Below are 16,986 nucleotides of genomic sequence, written 5' to 3' on the forward strand. Positions count from 1 at the left end.
AAAATGAACAAACTCCGTATTTTTTCTTTTCTCCTTATTCTTGTTTTTCTGGTGGGGTGCAAAACACAATCTCTTTCATCCGACCAAAAACCAAAAGACAACTCTATTACCGGTAAATGGTTTTGGAAATCGAGAAGCGGTGGACTTACGGGCAATACACCCACAGCAACAAAAGAAAACCACGGTACATATCTCTTAATCACCGAACGAAAAATAACAAAATTTGTACAGGGAAAAAAAGCTTCTGAATCGGATTATATCCTGACATACGGACAAAGCATTCATAGTACAAAACCTCTACCTATTCTAGAAGTAGGTGTAAATCGTTATTCGTATTCTATAGAAAACAATCTATTGATTTTGACTGAAGAAATCCATGATGGCTTCACTGACATTTACGAGAAAAATGGTAAGAAAGAAAACTATGAAGAACGATGAGCAAGAAAAAAAATCGATAAAAAGTTGGGCAGAAGATGATCGACCACGAGAAAAATTACTACTAAAAGGTCGAGCAGCATTATCGGATGCCGAATTACTTGCCATAATTATGGGGAGTGGAAATCGGGATGAATCTGCAGTACAACTGGCACAAAGAATCTTAAAAGCTGCTCATAATAACTGGAACGAATTAGCCAAGTTTGGGGTAAAGGATTTGTGTAGTTTTAAAGGTATCGGCGAAGCAAAAGCCATAAGTATTCTTACGGCATTGGAGATAGGCAGAAGAAGAAACGCTCAACTGCATCTAGAGCGCCCCAAAATTACATGTAGCCAAGATGCCTATCAACTACTACAATTACAGATGGCCGATTTACCGATAGAGGAGTTTTGGGTAATGTATCTCAACCAAGGAAATGCAGTCCTCAAATTAGAACAAATAAGCCGTGGAGGAATTTCTCAAACTTTGGTCGATGTCAGAATCGTTTTCAAGAAAGGAATTGAACAGATGGCTACCGCTATGATTTTGGCTCACAACCACCCTTCGGGCAGCCTAAAACCAAGTGAAAGTGATCTTTCATTAACAAGAAAACTGCAAGAAGCCGCAAAAGTTCTCGACATCAATATTCTAGATCATTTGATTGTAACGCAAACATCCTACTTTAGTTTTGCAGATGAAGGTTTGCTTTAGGATAATTGTTTCAAATAATTGGAAAATAGAAAGGCCGAAAAAATCCCCATAGAAGTAAAAGTTATAGTTAGTGCAATTGCCGCTCCTACAATCCCGAAAGAATAGGTAAAAATAAACCCTAAAATCGTCATCATAAGGATAGAAACGACGGCTACAATTGTATTTTTTTGCGCCCAACCAACCGCTGAAAGTAAATTACTATACAAATTTCTGAAACACATATTGGCTCCTACTCCTATCAAAATTATCCAAAAAATCCAGCCATTGTGTTGGTACTTTTCTCCAAATACAAAACCAATAAGCCAATCTTTCAGAAAAAATCCTATCGTAATAAAAAATAAACTAAGTGGTATGAAAAGCTTATAATAGTTGCGGATATAAAAAAGTAAATATTGCTTGTTACGACAGTTTTCTACCAATTTAGGATAATCAGTTTGCATAAAAATGACGGGGATAAACATGAGATTCATCGGTAGGATAATTGCGAGCTTATAATTAGCAACCTCTAATTCGTTGAGCAATAACCCGATAATAAAAACATCTAAAATAAAAAGCATTTCGGATAGGAAAGCGGTTAAAGCAGAATTGAAAGAATAGTTCCAGAAGGTTTTCATATCCAGTTTCAAATCGAAAGAACGAGCAGAATCAAACAACAATCTCGGGAAGAAAACAATCGAGATCCACGGAGTGATTGCCAAACCAAATAGATAACCAAACATGCCATAGAAATAAGTAAAAGCCAAGACCAGTAACAACCCAACAATATTGATTGTGATAGAGATTTTAGAAAATTGATCATTTTCGTTCCGCATTCGGTAGTAGCTTTTTATGAACATATAGAAATAAAAGCCAATTAATCGTACCGCAAAAAACAATACAATCAACCAAATATCAGGATATTTCAGTTCATACAATAGCGCTGTTATAATGAAGAAAACGAGCAGAATAAGTTGTCTTTGAAGCCCTTTTCGGAAAATAGAATGAGCTAATTTTTCTTTGTCTTCTATTTCTTTTTCGAGCGAACCAAACCGCAGTAATCCCTGTGAAGCTCCCAAACCATTGAAAGCTGCAAACACACCAAATAATGAGGCCACTAATGTTATTAGTCCGTAATCTTCTTGGGCAATCAGGCGTACAACAAAGATAGTATTTACCAGAGCGGTAACTTTTTCGATTAGGATAGACAAGAAAACCATCAGTCCTTTGTTGCGGACAAAATCTCGAAGAAAAAGTAAAAAACTACGCATAATAATTTCTATTGATTATCATCAAGGTGTTTTTTTTGAGGATATTTTTTTCAGCGCTTTCATCACAAAAAAGAGTTGAATCAAATAGCCCAATCCAGCCAAAAACGAGTATAAGATTAGACTTGTAGTAAGTTCATTTCTAGAACCTCCTACAAAGACAGCAAAAAAAGTAACCAACACCAAATATATATTGAAAATCAATGCATAATGATTTTTTTTAATGACCATAACCACCGATTGTATAGGGTTGAGTGCGCTTCTACAAAGAATCCAAAAAGAAAGAATCCGTACAAGCTTTTGTAAGCCTTGCCATTCTGGCCCCAAAATCCAATCTAATAAATACACGCCAATGGTATTCATCAGAACTAAAAAAACCGAAATCGCAAAAACATTATACCGAACTACTTGCCATGAAAATCGATACAATTGATGCGCTTTTGCATGAACCAATTGAGCAGATTTCTGGAAAAATACTTTCGACATAGAGTTGGACAATAAAACCAAAGGAGTAACCAAAACTTTCGCTGACATTGCAAAAAGTCCGACATCTGTTTTCGAGAAATAAAATGCTAAAAGAATATTCATCATATTATTAGCTACCACGTTCAGGGATTCTGATGGCAAAGTAAATCGAACAATCTCGCGATTTTCATGTATTGTTTTTTTTGATTTCTGCCAGTCTGGCAAAACTATCCGCCCTTTGGTAATACGAAAAAAATAGAAGCAAGTAATAATCGTTCCGATCAAAGTTCCGTAAATCAGACCATTACTTTTGTATCCTAAACCATAAAAAACAAACTGCAAAAACACAGTAGACAAAGCATTGATAACAAAACCCTTAGAGATTTTTTCAAACAATTTATACTTCGTAAAAAGTGAAGTTTGTATGTTCATCCATGCGGAAAAAAGTGCACCAAGACTACTAAGAAAAACAATCCAAAGCGATGTTCCTAATGGTATAATATGTTCGAAGACTGCATAACCCAAAAAAAACAATGTAATTGATATTGTACTCAGAACCAATAAGGAAGAAAATAAATTTCTTATTTCTCTAGGTGATTTTGATAAAACAAATATATTTTCTAGTCGGAAAGAACAAAGAATCGATAAAATGGCTACAAAACTAAGAAAAACATTATAAGTACCCGTAAACTCTGGACCATACCAACGACCAAGCACAAAACCGCCTGCTACCATGATCATTTGTGCAAAAGTGTTACCTGCCAAAAGCGATAAAACACCTTTGGCATTTTTGGTCTGGAACTTTTGTATCTTAGTTTTTAACAAATGATCAGCTTTTCTTAACTAACAAATCTACATAAAAATAGTAGCTTTGCGTACATGGACACGATAAAACACATTTTTTTTGATTTGGATAATACCCTTTGGGATTTCCGTGGGAATGCGAAATTAGCTTTAGCAGAATTGTACAAGAAATACGAAGTACAAGAAAAATATGGTTTTGATTTTGAAGAATTTCATCCTTATTATCATGACAGCAACGAAGGTTTGTGGGAACTTATCCGAGACAAAAAAATTACCAAAGAAGAATTACGTGAGCGTCGTTTTCTTGATGCTTTTACCAATATGGGAATCGACGACGCACCTTTGGCAGCACTTTTCGAGAAAGAGTATATGGAGACGATTACCAACTACAATTTGGTGGTGGAGGGTGCAATCGAGTTACTCGATTACCTGAAACCAGCTTATCAACTACATATTATTACCAATGGTTTTATAGAAGTTTCTCAACGTAAAATCACCTCATCTAATTTGCAAAACTATTTCCATACTGTGACCTATGCAGACGAACTGCAAATCTTGAAACCTGACCCGAGAATCTTCCAACATGCGCTGGATAAATCTGGAGCAAAAAAAGAAGAATCTGTTTACATAGGAGACGATTGGATTGCCGATGCTGTAGGAGCTAAAGATTTCGGGATGCACTCGGTATTTTTCGATCGATTCGATGAAAAGCTTACCTACGATGGAGTAATAAATGTCCAAACATTAGAGGAAATAAAGGAGTTTTTATAATCTCTTTTGTACTCCATCCTAGCAAAGCTCTATTCACATATTTGCCATTTTTTATACTGAGAGATAAGTCCGTTTGTAGAAGAATCATGGTTTGTAGTTTGCTGATTACTGATGAGTTCTGGCAAAATCTTCTTTGTCATTTCTTTACCCAACTCTACTCCCCATTGATCGAAACTAAAAACATTCCAAATAATTCCTTGTACAAAAACCTTATGCTCGTACATCGCAATCAACTCTCCTAGGATCCTAGGCTCCAACTTTTTATATAAAATAGAGTTGGTAGGATGATTTCCCTCGAAGCAGCGATGCGCAACCAATTGTTGAATCTCCTCTGCAGGAAATTGTTGTTGATTCATTTTCTTAATAACCGCTTCTTTATCTTTACCAAAAGCCAATGCTTCTGTCTGAGCCAAAAAGTTAGCCATTAATTTTTGGTGATGATCGCCTATCGAGTGCACTGGTTGGGCAGCAATCAAAAAATCTGCAGGTATAAATTTAGTACCTTGATGCAATAATTGATAGAACGCATGCTGACCATTCGTCCCAGGTTCACCCCAAATTACAGGACCGGTTTGATAGGATACTTTTTCTCCATTACGATCGATTGATTTTCCGTTACTTTCCATATCCAATTGTTGTAGAAACGGAACAAAAAGATGCAAATATTGATCGTAAGGAAAAATTGCATAAGTTTCGGCATCGAAAAAGTTTGTATACCAAATGCCAATTAAAGCCATTAATACAGGAATATTTTCTTTGAAATCTTTTGTTAGAAAATGTTCATCCATTTGTTGTGCACCCGACAAGAGTTCTTCGAAATAATCATACCCTACAGCCAAACAAATACTGAGCCCCACTGCACTCCAAAGTGAATAACGTCCTCCAACCCAATCCCAAAATACAAACATTTGTTGAGGATCAATTCCGAAATCTTCTACTGCTTTCTCGTTAGCAGAAACCGCTACAAAATGTTGTGCTATGGTCTGCTCTGTGCCTCCGTTTTCTAAAAACCAATATTTTGCTGATGTTGCATTGGTCATGGTTTCTTGGGTTGTAAACGTTTTAGAGACAATGATAAATAGAGTTGTTTCTGGATTAAGCAGACGAACTGTTTCTTGCAAATGAGAAGCATCTACATTCGACACGAAGTGAATCTTTAGATGATTACTATATGCTTTTAGCGCTTCTACGACCATGTGCGGCCCCAAATCAGAACCTCCGATACCTATATTCACTACATCGGTAATAGGCAAGTTTGTATAGCCTTTCCATTCGCCAGAAATTACCTTTTGACTGAAGCTTTTCATTTGCCCTAAGACCTTGTTTATTTTGGGTGTAATTTCTTCTTCATCTACCTTTAAGCCTTTCTGGTTAGGATTTCGCAGAGCAGTATGCAATACAGCTCTATTTTCTGTTTCATTGATTTTTTCACCTTTAAATTGCTGTTTAATAGCCTCTTTTAATTTGCATTCGTCTGAGAGCTGCAACAACAAATCTATTGTTTCTTGAGTAAGAATATTTTTAGAATAATCGAATAGTATATTTTCTGTTTCTATAGAAAATTTTTGGTATCGATATTTATCCAATGTAAACAAGTTTGCTAATGTAATACCTTTCATTTCATAGAAATGCTCCATCAGTCGTGCCCAACTATTGGTTTTTTGTGGATTTATTTTAGGTAGGGTCATGTTTAATATTAAGCAAAATCACACCAAATTTACAAAATAAATTATGAAAATTTCTTCGTTTGCATCTGTTTTGTAAACCGAAAGCTTTATCTTCGCTCTACTTATCAGCCTAAAAAACATGAAATATTTGTGTGGATTTCTAAATATTCTTTGGCGAATCTGGTTTTTACTACTCGCTAGTATTTATATCATCCCAATCGGACTTTTTATTGTTCTTCCCTTATCTTTTTCTAATTCTACCTACCCAATCGCTTATCGATTTATCCAATTTTGGGGAACGTTTATGTTCTACGGCATGGGTTTTAGAGATGATTATTCTAGTAAAGAAGAGCTCGACCCCAATCAAACCTATATTTTTATTGCCAATCACACCTCAATTGTCGATGTATTATTAATGCTACATATCCTAAAAAAACACCCGATAGTTTTCGTAGGAAAAGCAGAGTTATCACGCATTCCTATTTTCGGGTTGATATACAAACGGATTTGTATCCCGGTTGATCGTTCGAATATTAAGAGTAGAGCAAATGTTTACCCTGAGGCCAAAGAACGCCTAGCTAATGGTCTTAGTATTTTTATATTCCCAGAAGGTGGCGTACCCGATGATATGTCTATCGATTTAGACAATTTCAAAGATGGGGCTTTTTCTATCGCGATCGAAACCCAAACTCCTGTTGCAGTTTTCACGATTTGTGGCCTAAAAAAAATGTTCCCATTTGATTATTTTCATGGCTATCCTGGCAAAGTTCACGTAAAACTCAGTGCGATTGTTCACCCCAAAGGATACAATCATTCGACCAAAGACCAATTGAAACAAAAATGCCATCAACTCCTTTGGCAAGATTTACAAAACTGTCGCCAATAAGGTTTGCTTCCTCGGTTTCGGCAACGTATTTTTGTAATCCTATAACAGCTAGCTGAAAACTTTAGCTTAACCAAATAATTTTTTACACAAAAACCACCTAAAACTTTCACATGGCAATAATTGCTTATACCGACGGCTCATCTCTTGGTAATCCAGGACCAGGAGGTTATGGTTTGATTTTATTGGAAACTGAAAAAAAAATAAAAAAAGAAGTAAATAAAGGTTATCGACTCACTACCAATAACCGAATGGAATTGCTTGCGGTGATTGTTGCACTAGAAATGCTAAAAAAACCCAATACGCCTATTACCATATATACCGATAGCAAATATGTAGTAGATGCAGTAGAAAAAAAGTGGGTTTTTGGTTGGATGAAAAAAAATTTCAAAGGCAAAAAAAATGAAGACTTATGGCGACGTTTTCTTCAAGTTTACCCGAAACATCAAGTGCAACTTGTATGGGTAAAAGGGCATGCAGGAAATGTTTGGAATGAGCGTGCAGATGAATTAGCTGTTTTGGCATCAAACACAAAAGAAAATTTCGAGATTGATCACTTCTTTGAACAACATCTAAACCAAAATTAACTGTATTTTTGTAAAAAAGAAGAGAGAAATCATGAGAAAAAGCATCTTATTTATCCTGAGCTTATTGTTATTGGGGTTTTTCAGCTGTAAAACAGAAGGTGATCAACCACAAATCACTTTTTCTGGACACCTAAAAAATGTCAATATCGATAGTATATATTTGATATTAGACAACAGAGAAAAAGGTTTTCCGATTGACCCGGATGGAAATTTTTCTGATACTGTGAATATTTCACATGAAGGCTATTACCGATTTTCCGATGGTAGAAATGATTTTCCGATATATCTAATCCCAGGTGACCAAATCATGATTGATGCCGATTATATCAATTTAGAAAACAGTCTAAAATTTACTGGAACTGGTGCAATAAGAAATAATTTCCTGATGCAGAAAGATGCAAAAATCGGCGAAATTCTCTCTGATGAAAAAAAGTTCTACAATAAGCCTGCAGAAGAATTCCGTAACAATCTGCAGCAACATTACCATCATTTTCTAGATAATCTAAAAAAAATAGAACCACAAGTAGAACTGACTTTCTACGAGGCCGAAAAAAAGAATTTACACTATCAATATTTGCTGCATTTGTATGCTTATGTAGATGCATATGCCTATTTCTATAATAAAAAACCTCAACTTACCCCCGAAATAGAAGCAGAACTAAAAAACATAGACATCAACAATGAAGAGGATTATAACAGTATTCCATCATACCGTTATTTGGTAGGATATGTGTTGGATGAACAATTACTCACAGAGCGTTTACCTGATGTTGTAGAGAAAATAAAATCACAAAAAATCAAAGATCAATTTCTTAAAAACTTGATTCCGAACATTTATCAAAATTCGAGTGAAAGTGATTTAACGTACGCAACCATCCTAAATAACACAAAAGATAAAACTATTATAGAAGCGGCCGAAGAAGCAAAAAAGAAATTGGATGAAATTCGCAGTCAGCCAAGCTTATCATTTTCTTTTCCGAACTCGGAAAACGAACAAATCGAACTAAGCCATTTTACAGGCAAATTGGTCTATATAGATTTATGGGCAACTTGGTGTAGACCTTGTTTTATGGAGTTTCCGCACCTGAAAAAGTTGGCTGCTGACTATGCGGGTAAAGACATTGTTTTTTTAGGAATTTCTATCGATAAAGAAGACGACAAAGAGATTTGGAGAAAGGTGGTAGCACAGCAAAAATTTCCTTTCGAGCAACTTTTTGCTGGAGCAGAAAGCCTGACATCGAATGCTTTCCTCTCGCAACTTAATATTCGTTTCATTCCACGATTTGTCTTGATTGGGAAAGATGGTAAAATCATTAGTCTCAATGCTCCGAATCCTTCGCAAAGTAGTATACGCCAACTGATAGACACCAATTTGGCTCGTTAACTACTCCTTCTATCAAAAATGGTAATAAAAAAGTAGAAGCTTCGACGAGTAATGTACCAACTTTGCTTCTACTTTTTCCCAAATAGTTTATGAAGAAATTTGATAAATAAATTTATTCTTTTTGTTCATGAAAAACATACACCGGAATTTTGCTATGATACGTTAACTTCTTGGTGAAACTACGCCCAAAAATTTTCTCGAAAAACGTTTTGTGTCTTGCAACAGAAGCCACTACATCTATTTGGTTGGTATCGATAAAATCCAAAACCGCTTTTTCGGCATCTTTCTCATTATACACTATATGGAACTGCACTGGCTCGTCATTAAAACGTTCTTTCCAGATTTGCAATTCTTCTATATTTTCATTTTTATTGTTGATGTTTACACAATGTACAATAGCATTATAACGCTCTGCAATCTCAATCATATGGTATAAAGTATCGATGTCCTTCTCCTCGAAATTGGTTGTAAAACAAATAGATTTTATCCCTCTAAATTCGGCATCTATCGGTACACAAAGCACAGGTGTTTTTATTTTACTAACGACATTTATAGTATTAGACCCAAACAAAACCTTATCTATCCCCGAGGCGCCATTGGTTCCCATCACTACAACATCTATATTTTCTTCCTTTACAATATCTTGAATATTGGTTACCAGAAAACCTTCTTTCAAAATAAATTTCATAGGAATATGTCCCAAGTTATGTCGCTCTGCAATTTCTCGTATTGCAGGAATTTGATCTTTAAAATTCTCAAACGTACCTAATTCGATACTTTCATAAACTGTAAAAACCAATTCTGGACTATAGCCACCATTCACAATTGGTGCACTATACGTATGCAAAACGTATAACTCTGCGTTCTGATTTTCTGCTAAATTCAATGCATAAACCAACGCATTATTTGCTGTCTCTGAGAAATCTGTAGGAAAAAGAATCTTTTTCATGTCTAAATAAATATTAGCTGTTTTTATTTCCGATAATTTACAACTTTTTTTCCCAATTCTCTACATTAATTAATTTTTATATTTGTGGTATAATGATTTTTTATGCAAAATACGTATTACCAAAAAACCATCGTTCGCTGGTCTGATTTGGATGCAAATCGCCATTTAGCGAATAGCTCTTATATGAATTTTACTAGCTTTACTCGGATTGCATTTCTTCGAGATTTTGGCATCAGCATGAAAGATTTAGGAAAATTACAAATAGGTCCTGCTATTTTACACGAGCAATTTTCTTTTTTTAGAGAAGCCTACGAAGGCGAAGAAATCTATATTACCGTAGAAATCGACGGAATGTCGGAAGACGGAATGCTATACACTTTTGTACACAACCTCTACCGAAAAGATGGCACACACCTTTGTCATAGCCAATTAACCGGTGTTTGGTTTTCTCTTATCGACAGAAAAATGAAGGCACCGCCAGCCGAAATGTTGGCCCAGCTGAAAAAATCTGTTGGAGAAAGAAAAATAAAAACGTTGACCAAAGCCGACCTCAAAAAACTACCTTCTTTTCCTCAGAATATAGATCCTACAACTTTTAAAAATATGTAAATGTTAGACGATAAAAAAATATCCAAAACCAGTTTAGATGAATTAGGTGAGTTCGGCCTTATCGAGCAAATAGCCTTAGGATTCCCACCCAAACTAACTTCTACCCTACAAGGAATCGGCGATGACGCAGCAGTAATCGACTACAAAGACGAAAAAACTTTGGTGACTTCTGAAATTTTTATAGAAGGAATTCATTTTCGATGGGATTATATGCCATTACGTCACTTGGGTTATAAAATAACAATGGCCACCGCAAGTGATTTGATTGCCATGAATGCAAAACCCCAACAATTATTGGTAAATATTGCTCTCTCGAATCGATTTACCATAGAAGCTGTTGATGAAATTTATAACGGTATAAAATACGCCTGTGATCAACTAAAAATGGATGTTGTAGGAGGAGATACAACTTCATCTACTCGCGGACTTTGTGTTTCTCTTACCGCAATTGGTTCGGCAAAAGAAGAAAAGATTCTGTACAGAAAAGGTGCAAAACCCAAAGATTTATTAGTGGTTACTGGCGATCTAGGTGGTGCTTTTCTGGGATTACAAGTTCTTGAAAGAGAAGCGCAAGTAAACAAAGTAAACCCTAACAATCAGCCCGATTTTAGTAATTATACATACCTGATCGAGCGACAACTAAAACCACAAGCACGAATAGATATACTCGAACTTCTAAAAGAATTAGACGTTCAGCCTACCTCGATGATAGACATTTCGGATGGATTATCTTCTGAAGTTTTGCATCTTGCCAAAGAAAACGGTTTGGGTATGAATATATACGAAGAGAAAATACCACTTGACCCTTCAACTATTAGAACCGCAGAAGAATTCAATATCAACCCAATCACCTGTGCCCTGAGCGGAGGGGAAGATTTCGAGCTATTGTTCACTATCAAACAAAAAGATTTTGATAAGATAAAAGGAAATCCTAACTTCTCAATCATTGGATATGTAGGTGAAGAAAAAGAAGGAAGTTTCTTAATCACCAAAGGAAACGAACAAAAAGTTCCATTAGTCGCACAAGGTTGGCGAGAGCAGGAAGCCTAATTCATCCTACCAAAATTTTAAATAAAAACTGATTGCCATGAATCTCATCGACTATAAAAACGCGATTACGCAGAGCGATATTGCTTGCTTGAGTAAAGCGATTACGCTTGCCGAGAGCACAAAAGAAGAACACCAGATTTTTGTACAACAACTAATCAAAGCATTAGAGCCAGCAAAAATAAACTCGAAAAGAATTGCGATTACTGGAATTCCGGGTGTTGGTAAAAGTACGTTTATCGAATCTCTTGGGAAATTGTTGGTGAATCGTGGAAAAAAAGTTGCGGTTTTGGCAATCGATCCGAGTAGTATCTTATCAAAAGGAAGTATCCTTGGAGATAAAACACGGATGGAAGAATTGGCTAGAGAAAAAAACGCCTTCATCCGTCCAAGTGCAAACAATGGAAATTTGGGCGGAATCACTATCAGAACCTACGAAAGCATGTTGCTTTGTGAAGCCGCTGGTTTTGATCATATCCTGATTGAGACAGTAGGTGTAGGACAATCTGAAGTTTTGGTGAACTCGATTACCGATTTGTTTTTATTTCTTCAACTTCCTGGTTCGGGAGACGATTTGCAAGGTATAAAAAGAGGAATTATGGAAATGGCTGATCTAATATTTATTAACAAAACGGATATTTTCGAAGAAAAACTTTCGAAAGAAGCAAAATTGGATATTGTACGTTCTTTACAATTTCTACCTGCAAAACCCTCTGGGTGGAAACGAAAAACAATCCTTGGTTCTGGACTGAAAGGAGAAGGCATTGCCACTCTTTGGGAACAAATAGAATTGTATTTTGATTTTATTCTCGAGAATGGCTATTACGAACGCAATAGAAAAGAACAAAGAGCACAGCAAACCAAAAACTATGTTTTCGAGTTGGCAGAGAAAAGAATAAAAGCTTTGCTATCTCGATTTCCACTACAAGAACACACCGATGAAACGGCTTTCGAAACTGCACAAAACTGGATCAAAAACCAATTGGGAGACATGCCAAATGTCTAAACTTCGTTACGTTTTACGGGTACTAAATTTTCTAACTCCTCCGCTGTAAACAAGCGATAATCGATACGAAAAGTTTTGCCTAACGGTATTTCTAACGAAAAACCACCAGCGCCAAAACCGTCGATAACATCTAATGTAAAGTGGGCATTTTTCCAATATTCGAACAAATCTTTATCTACCCAAAACTCTACTCCATCTACTTCACCGATACAAACATCATTGGTGCGTAGATAATATCCATCTTTCACGAAACACTGAGGTTGCGTACCCTCACAACATCCGCCAGCCTGATAGAGCATTAGATCTCCGTGTGTTTCTTTTAATTGTGCTAACAATTCTTTTGCTTTATCAGTTGCATCTACTCTACTGATCATCCTAATTGTATTTTTAATAAAAATAAAAGAGAGTAAAAACTCTCTTTTATCATAATTTTAACTTAAAAAAAACCTAATTTCTTTTTATCGTAAGAAATCAACATATTTTTGGTTTGGCGATAATAGTCTAACATCATTTTGTGATTTTCTCGTCCGATACCCGATTGTTTGTACCCACCAAAAGGAGCACCTGCTGGATAACTATGGTATTGATTTACCCATACTCTACCTGCCTGGATCGCACGCGGAACTTGATATAATTGATGCGCATCTCGAGTCCAAACACCCGCTCCCAAACCATAAATAGTATCATTAGCAATACGTATTGCATCTTCTTGATCCTTGAAGGTTGTAACAGCCAAAACCGGTCCGAAGATTTCTTCTTGGAAAATTCTCATTTTATTATCCCCTTTGAATAAGGTGGGTTTGATGTAATAACCTTCTGCAATATCTCCTGTTAACGGGTTGGCTTCACCACCGGTTAATAATTCTGCTCCCTCTTCTTTACCAAGTTTGATATAATTAAGAATTTTATCATATTGAATTTTCGAAGCTTGTGCTCCTATCATTGTATTTGTATCTAGAGGATTTCCCGTTACTATGGCTTCTGTTCGTTGTACTACTTTTTCTATGAATCGATCGTAAATGGACTCTTGTATCAACAATCTCGACGGACAAGTACAGATTTCTCCCTGATTTAATGCAAACAACACAGCACCTTCCAGTGCTTTATCAAGATAATCATCATCTTCTGCCATGACCGACTCAAAGAAAATATTCGGAGATTTTCCACCTAATTCTAATGTAACTGGTATGATATTTTCGGTTGCATACTGCATCACCATTCGACCTGTTGCGGTTGAACCTGTAAAAGCAGCTTTGGCAACTTTAGGATTGGTAACTAAGGTACGCCCTAAATCGGATCCAAAACCATTTACTATATTTACGACTCCTTCTGGAATCAAATCGCCAATCAACTCGAATAGATACATAATAGAGACAGGAGTACTTTCTGCAGGTTTTAATACAACTGTGCATCCAGCAGCAAGAGCGGGAGCCAATTTCCAAACTGCCATTAGGATTGGAAAGTTCCACGGTATAATTTGCGCCACAACACCAATCGGCTCATTAACAATAAGAGAGACCGTGTTTTTATCCAACTCATTCAATGAGCCTTCCTCTGCTCGAATTACACTTGCAAAATATCGGAAATGATCAATTGCTAAAGGAATATCTGCATTGAGAGTTTCACGTACAGGTTTTCCATTATCATAGGTTTCTACTGCCGCTATTTTTTCTAGATTCTCTTCCATCCGATCAGCTATCTTATTTAGAATCCTACTTCGTTCAGCTGCAGACGTTTTGCTCCAAGTCTCAAAAGCTTTGTTAGCCGCATCTACAGCGAACTCTATATCTTCTTTGGATGAATGAGCAGCTCTAGAAAAAACCTTACCTGTAACTGGTGAAATGTTATCGAAATATTTTCCTTGGACAGGCGCAACAAATTTTCCGTTAATGTAGTTGTCGTAAGTCTGCTTAAGTTCTGGTAATTGTACTAAACTCATATTTTTAATTTTTTATTTAAAGATTAATGAAATTTACTTTCTGTGAAAATATATCATTTATGGGATAAAATCTGTTAAAAAAAATAAATAATTAGATGGATTACAATTTTCTAGTTTGGCTTAATTGTTGTAGTATTGCAGTCCGAATATTTGAAAATCTGGGGCTGACTGGTTTTGACAGCAAGGATAATGGATAAGTAAGCACGTCGTGCAATGTTGTGTACGCACGTTAATCTGGCACTTCGACTTTTTAACTGGCAACGAAGAATACGCTTTAGCTGCTTAATCGACCGAATTATAGTAAGTCTCAAGCCACGTTCGTACAAGGTACGAAAGCTGAATGTCTCTCAAAAGCCTCGCCTTACGGCGTTTGATACAGAGGCACAGGAATGTAAGGATAGATTGACTTTTGTTTCGCAAGTCATTCGAAAATTTAGAAACTAAGCTTATAGCAAGATGTTTGTTTCTGGCTGTAAGTCGAAAATAGAGAATAAACTAAGCGTGTAGAAAGCTTATTGGTTACTTGTTTGGACGCGGGTTCGAATCCCGCCAGCTCCACAACTCATGCTGAATATCAGTGAATTATAAAAAACTCGGACTAAATCAGGGACTGTATCCTAATTTTAGCCCGAGTTTTTCTTTGCATAATGTATCCAAGTTCAGAGAAATCTAATTGATAAATTCCCTGAGATAGCAAAATAGATTACAGTTGATATGAACATTGTTTCAAACGAAATTAATAGCATCAATAGTATTTCAAATCCGAAAAAGCAACAGCAAAAACAAAATAAAAGCGATATCAATTTAAATGTCAATGATCCCGACATGTATCAAGATGCAAGACTAAAAAGAGAAGAAGAAATGAAAGAAGAAGAAAACCAAACACGTAGAAGAGGAAGATAAAAACATCGCAAACAGATTTAGCAAAGCTTTTAAATACTTCTTATTCCGTTATTGGTAAATATGAACGTGATGAGATGATGCCGTCCATTAAAGCGGCTCAAAGTATCGCTAAGCTCGTAGATACTACCGTAGGTTACTTGTTGGGAGAAACGGAAGAAACTAACGTACTAAAAGACCCTACAATGCTAAAAAGACTAAATGAGATTAGTACATTGCCCGATGAAGACAGGCACTGTATTATCTATGCCATTGACGGACTACTGCAAAATGTAAGGACCAAACAGGCGTTTGGATAAAACAAAAATCCCAAGCTGTTAAGCCCGGGATTTTTTATTTATGAAAAACCATATAACTCAATCTTTATAACGCCAATCTTTACAAGGTATTTAATCAATTCTGCTATCTCTTTTGGTGGGGTTTCAAACGAAAAATCATCATCTTCGTAAACTTTTTCATCATCTACAAGTAGAACAACAGACCACGTATCCAAAACGGAAAGGTCTTTTCTAATAACAGGCTTTGTAATAACACTATTATATAAAGAATATAATTTTTCCTTTTGCTGTAAGGATAGTTTTCCCGTGTAATGTGTGTTCTTATTACTCTTTGTAGAACGATGATTTTCAGCCTTAATATTATCCTTATTTATAGTTATTGAATACCTAACATCTTGGGGGGAACCAACAGGATAAAAAAGGAGTTCGTATTTATGTTCCATAACTGACTGTTTCGTATGTTGTGCATAACAACCACAAAACAAAAATACTAAAGCGAACACACTAACTATTTTCGACATATTAATAAGCGACACGTTTATTTTGATTGTTTTCTTTTCTGAGGTCATTTTCTGTAATATCTCCGGGCTTATTTCCTCCTACACCTACAGTTCTTGCTTCTTCTGTTCTTACTGTTTGTGTTTGAGGGTTACCATTCTCATCTGTATATGTATGAGTCGTCTGGTCACTTGGTGGAGACCAATCTCCATCAACATAATGCAATCCGTGTATTAATTCGTGACCTAATCCTATCCGTTTAGGTCTGCTTTTCTCTTCTGCGTTTCCTGTTTTTGGGTTTTCTGTAAGCGGTTTTATTTTAGAATCCGGGTCAAAACTTACAACTCCTCCCGAACCTGTACCATCTCCAGCTTTAGTATAATCATCAGCCTTTGCTTTATTTCCAACACCATCACTAAAACGACCTAAGCTATTTTGATAGTCAATAGTAATGGTTTCTGAAGAACTTACTAATCGACTAATCAATTCTGTTCCTTTGACCTTACTACCTGACCCTGTTCTGGAAATAGTTACCTGTCCAGTACTTTTATCATATGAAAGCTTATCGTTTGTTAATCTATTTAACTGCCTCATAATTTGTCTTCTTTGAGAACCTTTCAATGATGTAGGTATGACAATCTCTCTACCGTCTGGGTCGATAAACATTATCGGGTTATTAGCCACATACGCATAAGGTGAGATGCCTGGATATTTCTCCGCCAGTGGGTCAACATTCATCCAAAGTCCTAAAGCTGGATCATAGTTTCGTGCACCGTAATCGTATAAGTTGATGTCAAAATCATTTTGTAACTCTTTACCGTTAAACTTA

At 36.0% G+C, this 16,986-nt stretch carries 19 protein-coding genes and 1 other RNA gene; 12 read left to right on the plus strand and 8 right to left on the minus strand.

Annotated elements, in window-relative coordinates; all coding sequences use genetic code 11:
* The first annotated feature begins 3 nt into the window (after positions 1–3).
* Positions 4–438 (plus strand): hypothetical protein, encoded by a 435-nt coding sequence (locus HMPREF2660_RS01195; protein WP_141743529.1) that lies wholly within the window; start codon positions 4–6, stop codon positions 436–438.
* Positions 425–1,126: a RadC family protein gene (gene radC, locus HMPREF2660_RS01200; RefSeq protein WP_070485315.1), complete on the plus strand. Its 702-nt coding sequence runs from the start codon at positions 425–427 to the stop codon at positions 1,124–1,126. Before HMPREF2660_RS01195 ends, radC begins: the two co-directional genes overlap by 14 nt.
* Here the strand turns inward: radC and HMPREF2660_RS01205 are convergent.
* Together HMPREF2660_RS01205 and HMPREF2660_RS01210 are read right to left on the minus strand one after the other, a co-directional pair.
* Positions 1,123–2,373 carry an oligosaccharide flippase family protein gene (locus tag HMPREF2660_RS01205; protein ID WP_070485316.1) on the minus strand — a complete coding sequence of 417 codons (1,251 nt, stop codon included), beginning with the start codon at positions 2,371–2,373 and terminating at the stop codon, positions 1,123–1,125. The genes radC and HMPREF2660_RS01205 overlap by 4 nt on opposite strands.
* Positions 2,374–2,394: 21 nt before the next feature.
* The gene (locus HMPREF2660_RS01210) at positions 2,395–3,660 is read right to left on the minus strand and encodes a lipopolysaccharide biosynthesis protein (RefSeq protein ID WP_070485318.1); all 1,266 of its coding nucleotides are present in this window, start codon (positions 3,658–3,660) and stop codon (positions 2,395–2,397) included.
* 54 nt (positions 3,661–3,714) lie between these two features.
* Here HMPREF2660_RS01210 and HMPREF2660_RS01215 point away from each other — a divergent pair, with 54 nt between their 5' ends.
* Positions 3,715–4,410: a YjjG family noncanonical pyrimidine nucleotidase gene (locus HMPREF2660_RS01215; RefSeq protein WP_013597952.1), complete on the plus strand. Its 696-nt coding sequence runs from the start codon at positions 3,715–3,717 to the stop codon at positions 4,408–4,410.
* Between the two features lie 29 nt (positions 4,411–4,439).
* Here the strand turns inward: HMPREF2660_RS01215 and pgi are convergent, their stop codons facing one another.
* Positions 4,440–6,098 carry a glucose-6-phosphate isomerase gene (gene pgi / locus HMPREF2660_RS01220; RefSeq protein ID WP_070485320.1) on the minus strand — a complete coding sequence of 553 codons (1,659 nt, stop codon included), beginning with the start codon at positions 6,096–6,098 and terminating at the stop codon, positions 4,440–4,442.
* 118 nt (positions 6,099–6,216) lie between these two features.
* Between pgi and HMPREF2660_RS01225 the strand changes: the two genes are divergently transcribed.
* The 3 genes from HMPREF2660_RS01225 to HMPREF2660_RS01235 all read left to right on the plus strand — a co-directional run bounded on the left by HMPREF2660_RS01225 (position 6,217) and on the right by HMPREF2660_RS01235 (position 8,931).
* Entirely contained in the window at positions 6,217–6,963 is a 747-nt protein-coding gene (locus tag HMPREF2660_RS01225; RefSeq protein ID WP_013597954.1) for a lysophospholipid acyltransferase family protein, read from the plus strand.
* Positions 6,964–7,073: 110 nt separating this feature from the next.
* Positions 7,074–7,547: a ribonuclease HI gene (gene rnhA / locus HMPREF2660_RS01230; RefSeq protein ID WP_013597955.1), complete on the plus strand. Its 474-nt coding sequence runs from the start codon at positions 7,074–7,076 to the stop codon at positions 7,545–7,547.
* 31 nt (positions 7,548–7,578) lie between these two features.
* On the plus strand, positions 7,579–8,931 hold the full coding sequence (locus HMPREF2660_RS01235; protein WP_070485322.1) for a TlpA family protein disulfide reductase: 1,353 nt from the start codon (positions 7,579–7,581) through the stop codon (positions 8,929–8,931).
* Positions 8,932–9,043: 112 nt separating this feature from the next.
* Here HMPREF2660_RS01235 and HMPREF2660_RS01240 read toward each other — a convergent pair whose 3' ends face one another.
* The gene (locus HMPREF2660_RS01240; protein WP_013597957.1) at positions 9,044–9,880 is read right to left on the minus strand and encodes a universal stress protein; all 837 of its coding nucleotides are present in this window, start codon (positions 9,878–9,880) and stop codon (positions 9,044–9,046) included.
* 102 nt (positions 9,881–9,982) lie between these two features.
* Here HMPREF2660_RS01240 and HMPREF2660_RS01245 point away from each other — a divergent pair, with 102 nt between their 5' ends.
* The 3 genes from HMPREF2660_RS01245 to meaB are packed head-to-tail and all read left to right on the plus strand — an operon-like array spanning position 9,983 to position 12,542.
* Positions 9,983–10,489 (plus strand): acyl-CoA thioesterase, encoded by a 507-nt coding sequence (locus HMPREF2660_RS01245; protein ID WP_070485324.1) that lies wholly within the window; start codon positions 9,983–9,985, stop codon positions 10,487–10,489.
* Entirely contained in the window at positions 10,490–11,539 is a 1,050-nt protein-coding gene (gene thiL, locus HMPREF2660_RS01250) for a thiamine-phosphate kinase (protein WP_070485326.1), read from the plus strand.
* A 37-nt stretch (positions 11,540–11,576) separates the two neighbouring features.
* The gene (gene meaB / locus HMPREF2660_RS01255) at positions 11,577–12,542 is read left to right on the plus strand and encodes a methylmalonyl Co-A mutase-associated GTPase MeaB (protein WP_070485328.1); all 966 of its coding nucleotides are present in this window, start codon (positions 11,577–11,579) and stop codon (positions 12,540–12,542) included.
* Here meaB and HMPREF2660_RS01260 read toward each other — a convergent pair.
* Entirely contained in the window at positions 12,539–12,916 is a 378-nt protein-coding gene (locus HMPREF2660_RS01260) for a DUF779 domain-containing protein (RefSeq protein ID WP_013597961.1), read from the minus strand. The genes meaB and HMPREF2660_RS01260 overlap by 4 nt on opposite strands.
* Positions 12,917–12,978: 62 nt before the next feature.
* Positions 12,979–14,481 carry an aldehyde dehydrogenase family protein gene (locus HMPREF2660_RS01265; RefSeq protein WP_070485330.1) on the minus strand — a complete coding sequence of 501 codons (1,503 nt, stop codon included), beginning with the start codon at positions 14,479–14,481 and terminating at the stop codon, positions 12,979–12,981.
* 160 nt (positions 14,482–14,641) lie between these two features.
* Here HMPREF2660_RS01265 and ssrA point away from each other — a divergent pair.
* The 3 genes from ssrA to HMPREF2660_RS01280 all read left to right on the plus strand — a co-directional run bounded on the left by ssrA (position 14,642) and on the right by HMPREF2660_RS01280 (position 15,680).
* Positions 14,642–15,042: a transfer-messenger RNA gene (ssrA, locus tag HMPREF2660_RS01270) on the plus strand.
* Positions 15,043–15,195: 153 nt separating this feature from the next.
* Complete coding sequence (locus HMPREF2660_RS01275; protein ID WP_070485332.1) at positions 15,196–15,384, plus strand: hypothetical protein; 189 nt, start codon at positions 15,196–15,198, stop codon at positions 15,382–15,384.
* Between the two features lie 50 nt (positions 15,385–15,434).
* A complete protein-coding gene (locus HMPREF2660_RS01280; protein WP_369021502.1) occupies positions 15,435–15,680 on the plus strand; it encodes a hypothetical protein in 246 nt (81 codons plus the stop codon).
* A gap of 38 nt (positions 15,681–15,718) precedes the next feature.
* Here the strand turns inward: HMPREF2660_RS01280 and HMPREF2660_RS01285 are convergent, their stop codons facing one another.
* Positions 15,719–16,102: a hypothetical protein gene (locus HMPREF2660_RS01285; protein WP_070485336.1), complete on the minus strand. Its 384-nt coding sequence runs from the start codon at positions 16,100–16,102 to the stop codon at positions 15,719–15,721.
* 79 nt (positions 16,103–16,181) lie between these two features.
* Positions 16,182–16,986: RHS repeat-associated core domain-containing protein (locus tag HMPREF2660_RS01290; RefSeq protein ID WP_070485338.1), on the minus strand; the 805-nt coding region annotated here is incomplete at its 5' end.

Origin of the sequence: Weeksella sp. HMSC059D05 (assembly GCF_001809725.1) — a bacterium.
In the GTDB taxonomy this organism is placed as follows: Bacteria; Bacteroidota; Bacteroidia; order Flavobacteriales; family Weeksellaceae; genus Weeksella; species Weeksella virosa.

What these genes read in the sequence shown, in the direction of transcription:
- HMPREF2660_RS01195 (WP_141743529.1), top strand. Translation starts at nt 4, where the DNA reads ATGAACAAACTCCGTATTTTTTCTTTTCTCCTTATTCTTGTTTTTCTG.
- radC (WP_070485315.1), top strand. Translation starts at nt 425, where the DNA reads ATGAAGAACGATGAGCAAGAAAAAAAATCGATAAAAAGTTGGGCAGAA.
- HMPREF2660_RS01205 (WP_070485316.1), bottom strand. Translation starts at nt 2,373, where the DNA reads ATGCGTAGTTTTTTACTTTTTCTTCGAGATTTTGTCCGCAACAAAGGA.
- HMPREF2660_RS01215 (WP_013597952.1), top strand. Translation starts at nt 3,715, where the DNA reads ATGGACACGATAAAACACATTTTTTTTGATTTGGATAATACCCTTTGG.
- pgi (WP_070485320.1), bottom strand. Translation starts at nt 6,098, where the DNA reads ATGACCCTACCTAAAATAAATCCACAAAAAACCAATAGTTGGGCACGA.
- HMPREF2660_RS01225 (WP_013597954.1), top strand. Translation starts at nt 6,217, where the DNA reads ATGAAATATTTGTGTGGATTTCTAAATATTCTTTGGCGAATCTGGTTT.
- rnhA (WP_013597955.1), top strand. Translation starts at nt 7,074, where the DNA reads ATGGCAATAATTGCTTATACCGACGGCTCATCTCTTGGTAATCCAGGA.
- HMPREF2660_RS01235 (WP_070485322.1), top strand. Translation starts at nt 7,579, where the DNA reads ATGAGAAAAAGCATCTTATTTATCCTGAGCTTATTGTTATTGGGGTTT.
- HMPREF2660_RS01240 (WP_013597957.1), bottom strand. Translation starts at nt 9,880, where the DNA reads ATGAAAAAGATTCTTTTTCCTACAGATTTCTCAGAGACAGCAAATAAT.
- HMPREF2660_RS01245 (WP_070485324.1), top strand. Translation starts at nt 9,983, where the DNA reads ATGCAAAATACGTATTACCAAAAAACCATCGTTCGCTGGTCTGATTTG.
- thiL (WP_070485326.1), top strand. Translation starts at nt 10,490, where the DNA reads ATGTTAGACGATAAAAAAATATCCAAAACCAGTTTAGATGAATTAGGT.
- meaB (WP_070485328.1), top strand. Translation starts at nt 11,577, where the DNA reads ATGAATCTCATCGACTATAAAAACGCGATTACGCAGAGCGATATTGCT.
- HMPREF2660_RS01260 (WP_013597961.1), bottom strand. Translation starts at nt 12,916, where the DNA reads ATGATCAGTAGAGTAGATGCAACTGATAAAGCAAAAGAATTGTTAGCA.
- HMPREF2660_RS01265 (WP_070485330.1), bottom strand. Translation starts at nt 14,481, where the DNA reads ATGAGTTTAGTACAATTACCAGAACTTAAGCAGACTTACGACAACTAC.
- HMPREF2660_RS01275 (WP_070485332.1), top strand. Translation starts at nt 15,196, where the DNA reads ATGAACATTGTTTCAAACGAAATTAATAGCATCAATAGTATTTCAAAT.
- HMPREF2660_RS01285 (WP_070485336.1), bottom strand. Translation starts at nt 16,102, where the DNA reads ATGGAACATAAATACGAACTCCTTTTTTATCCTGTTGGTTCCCCCCAA.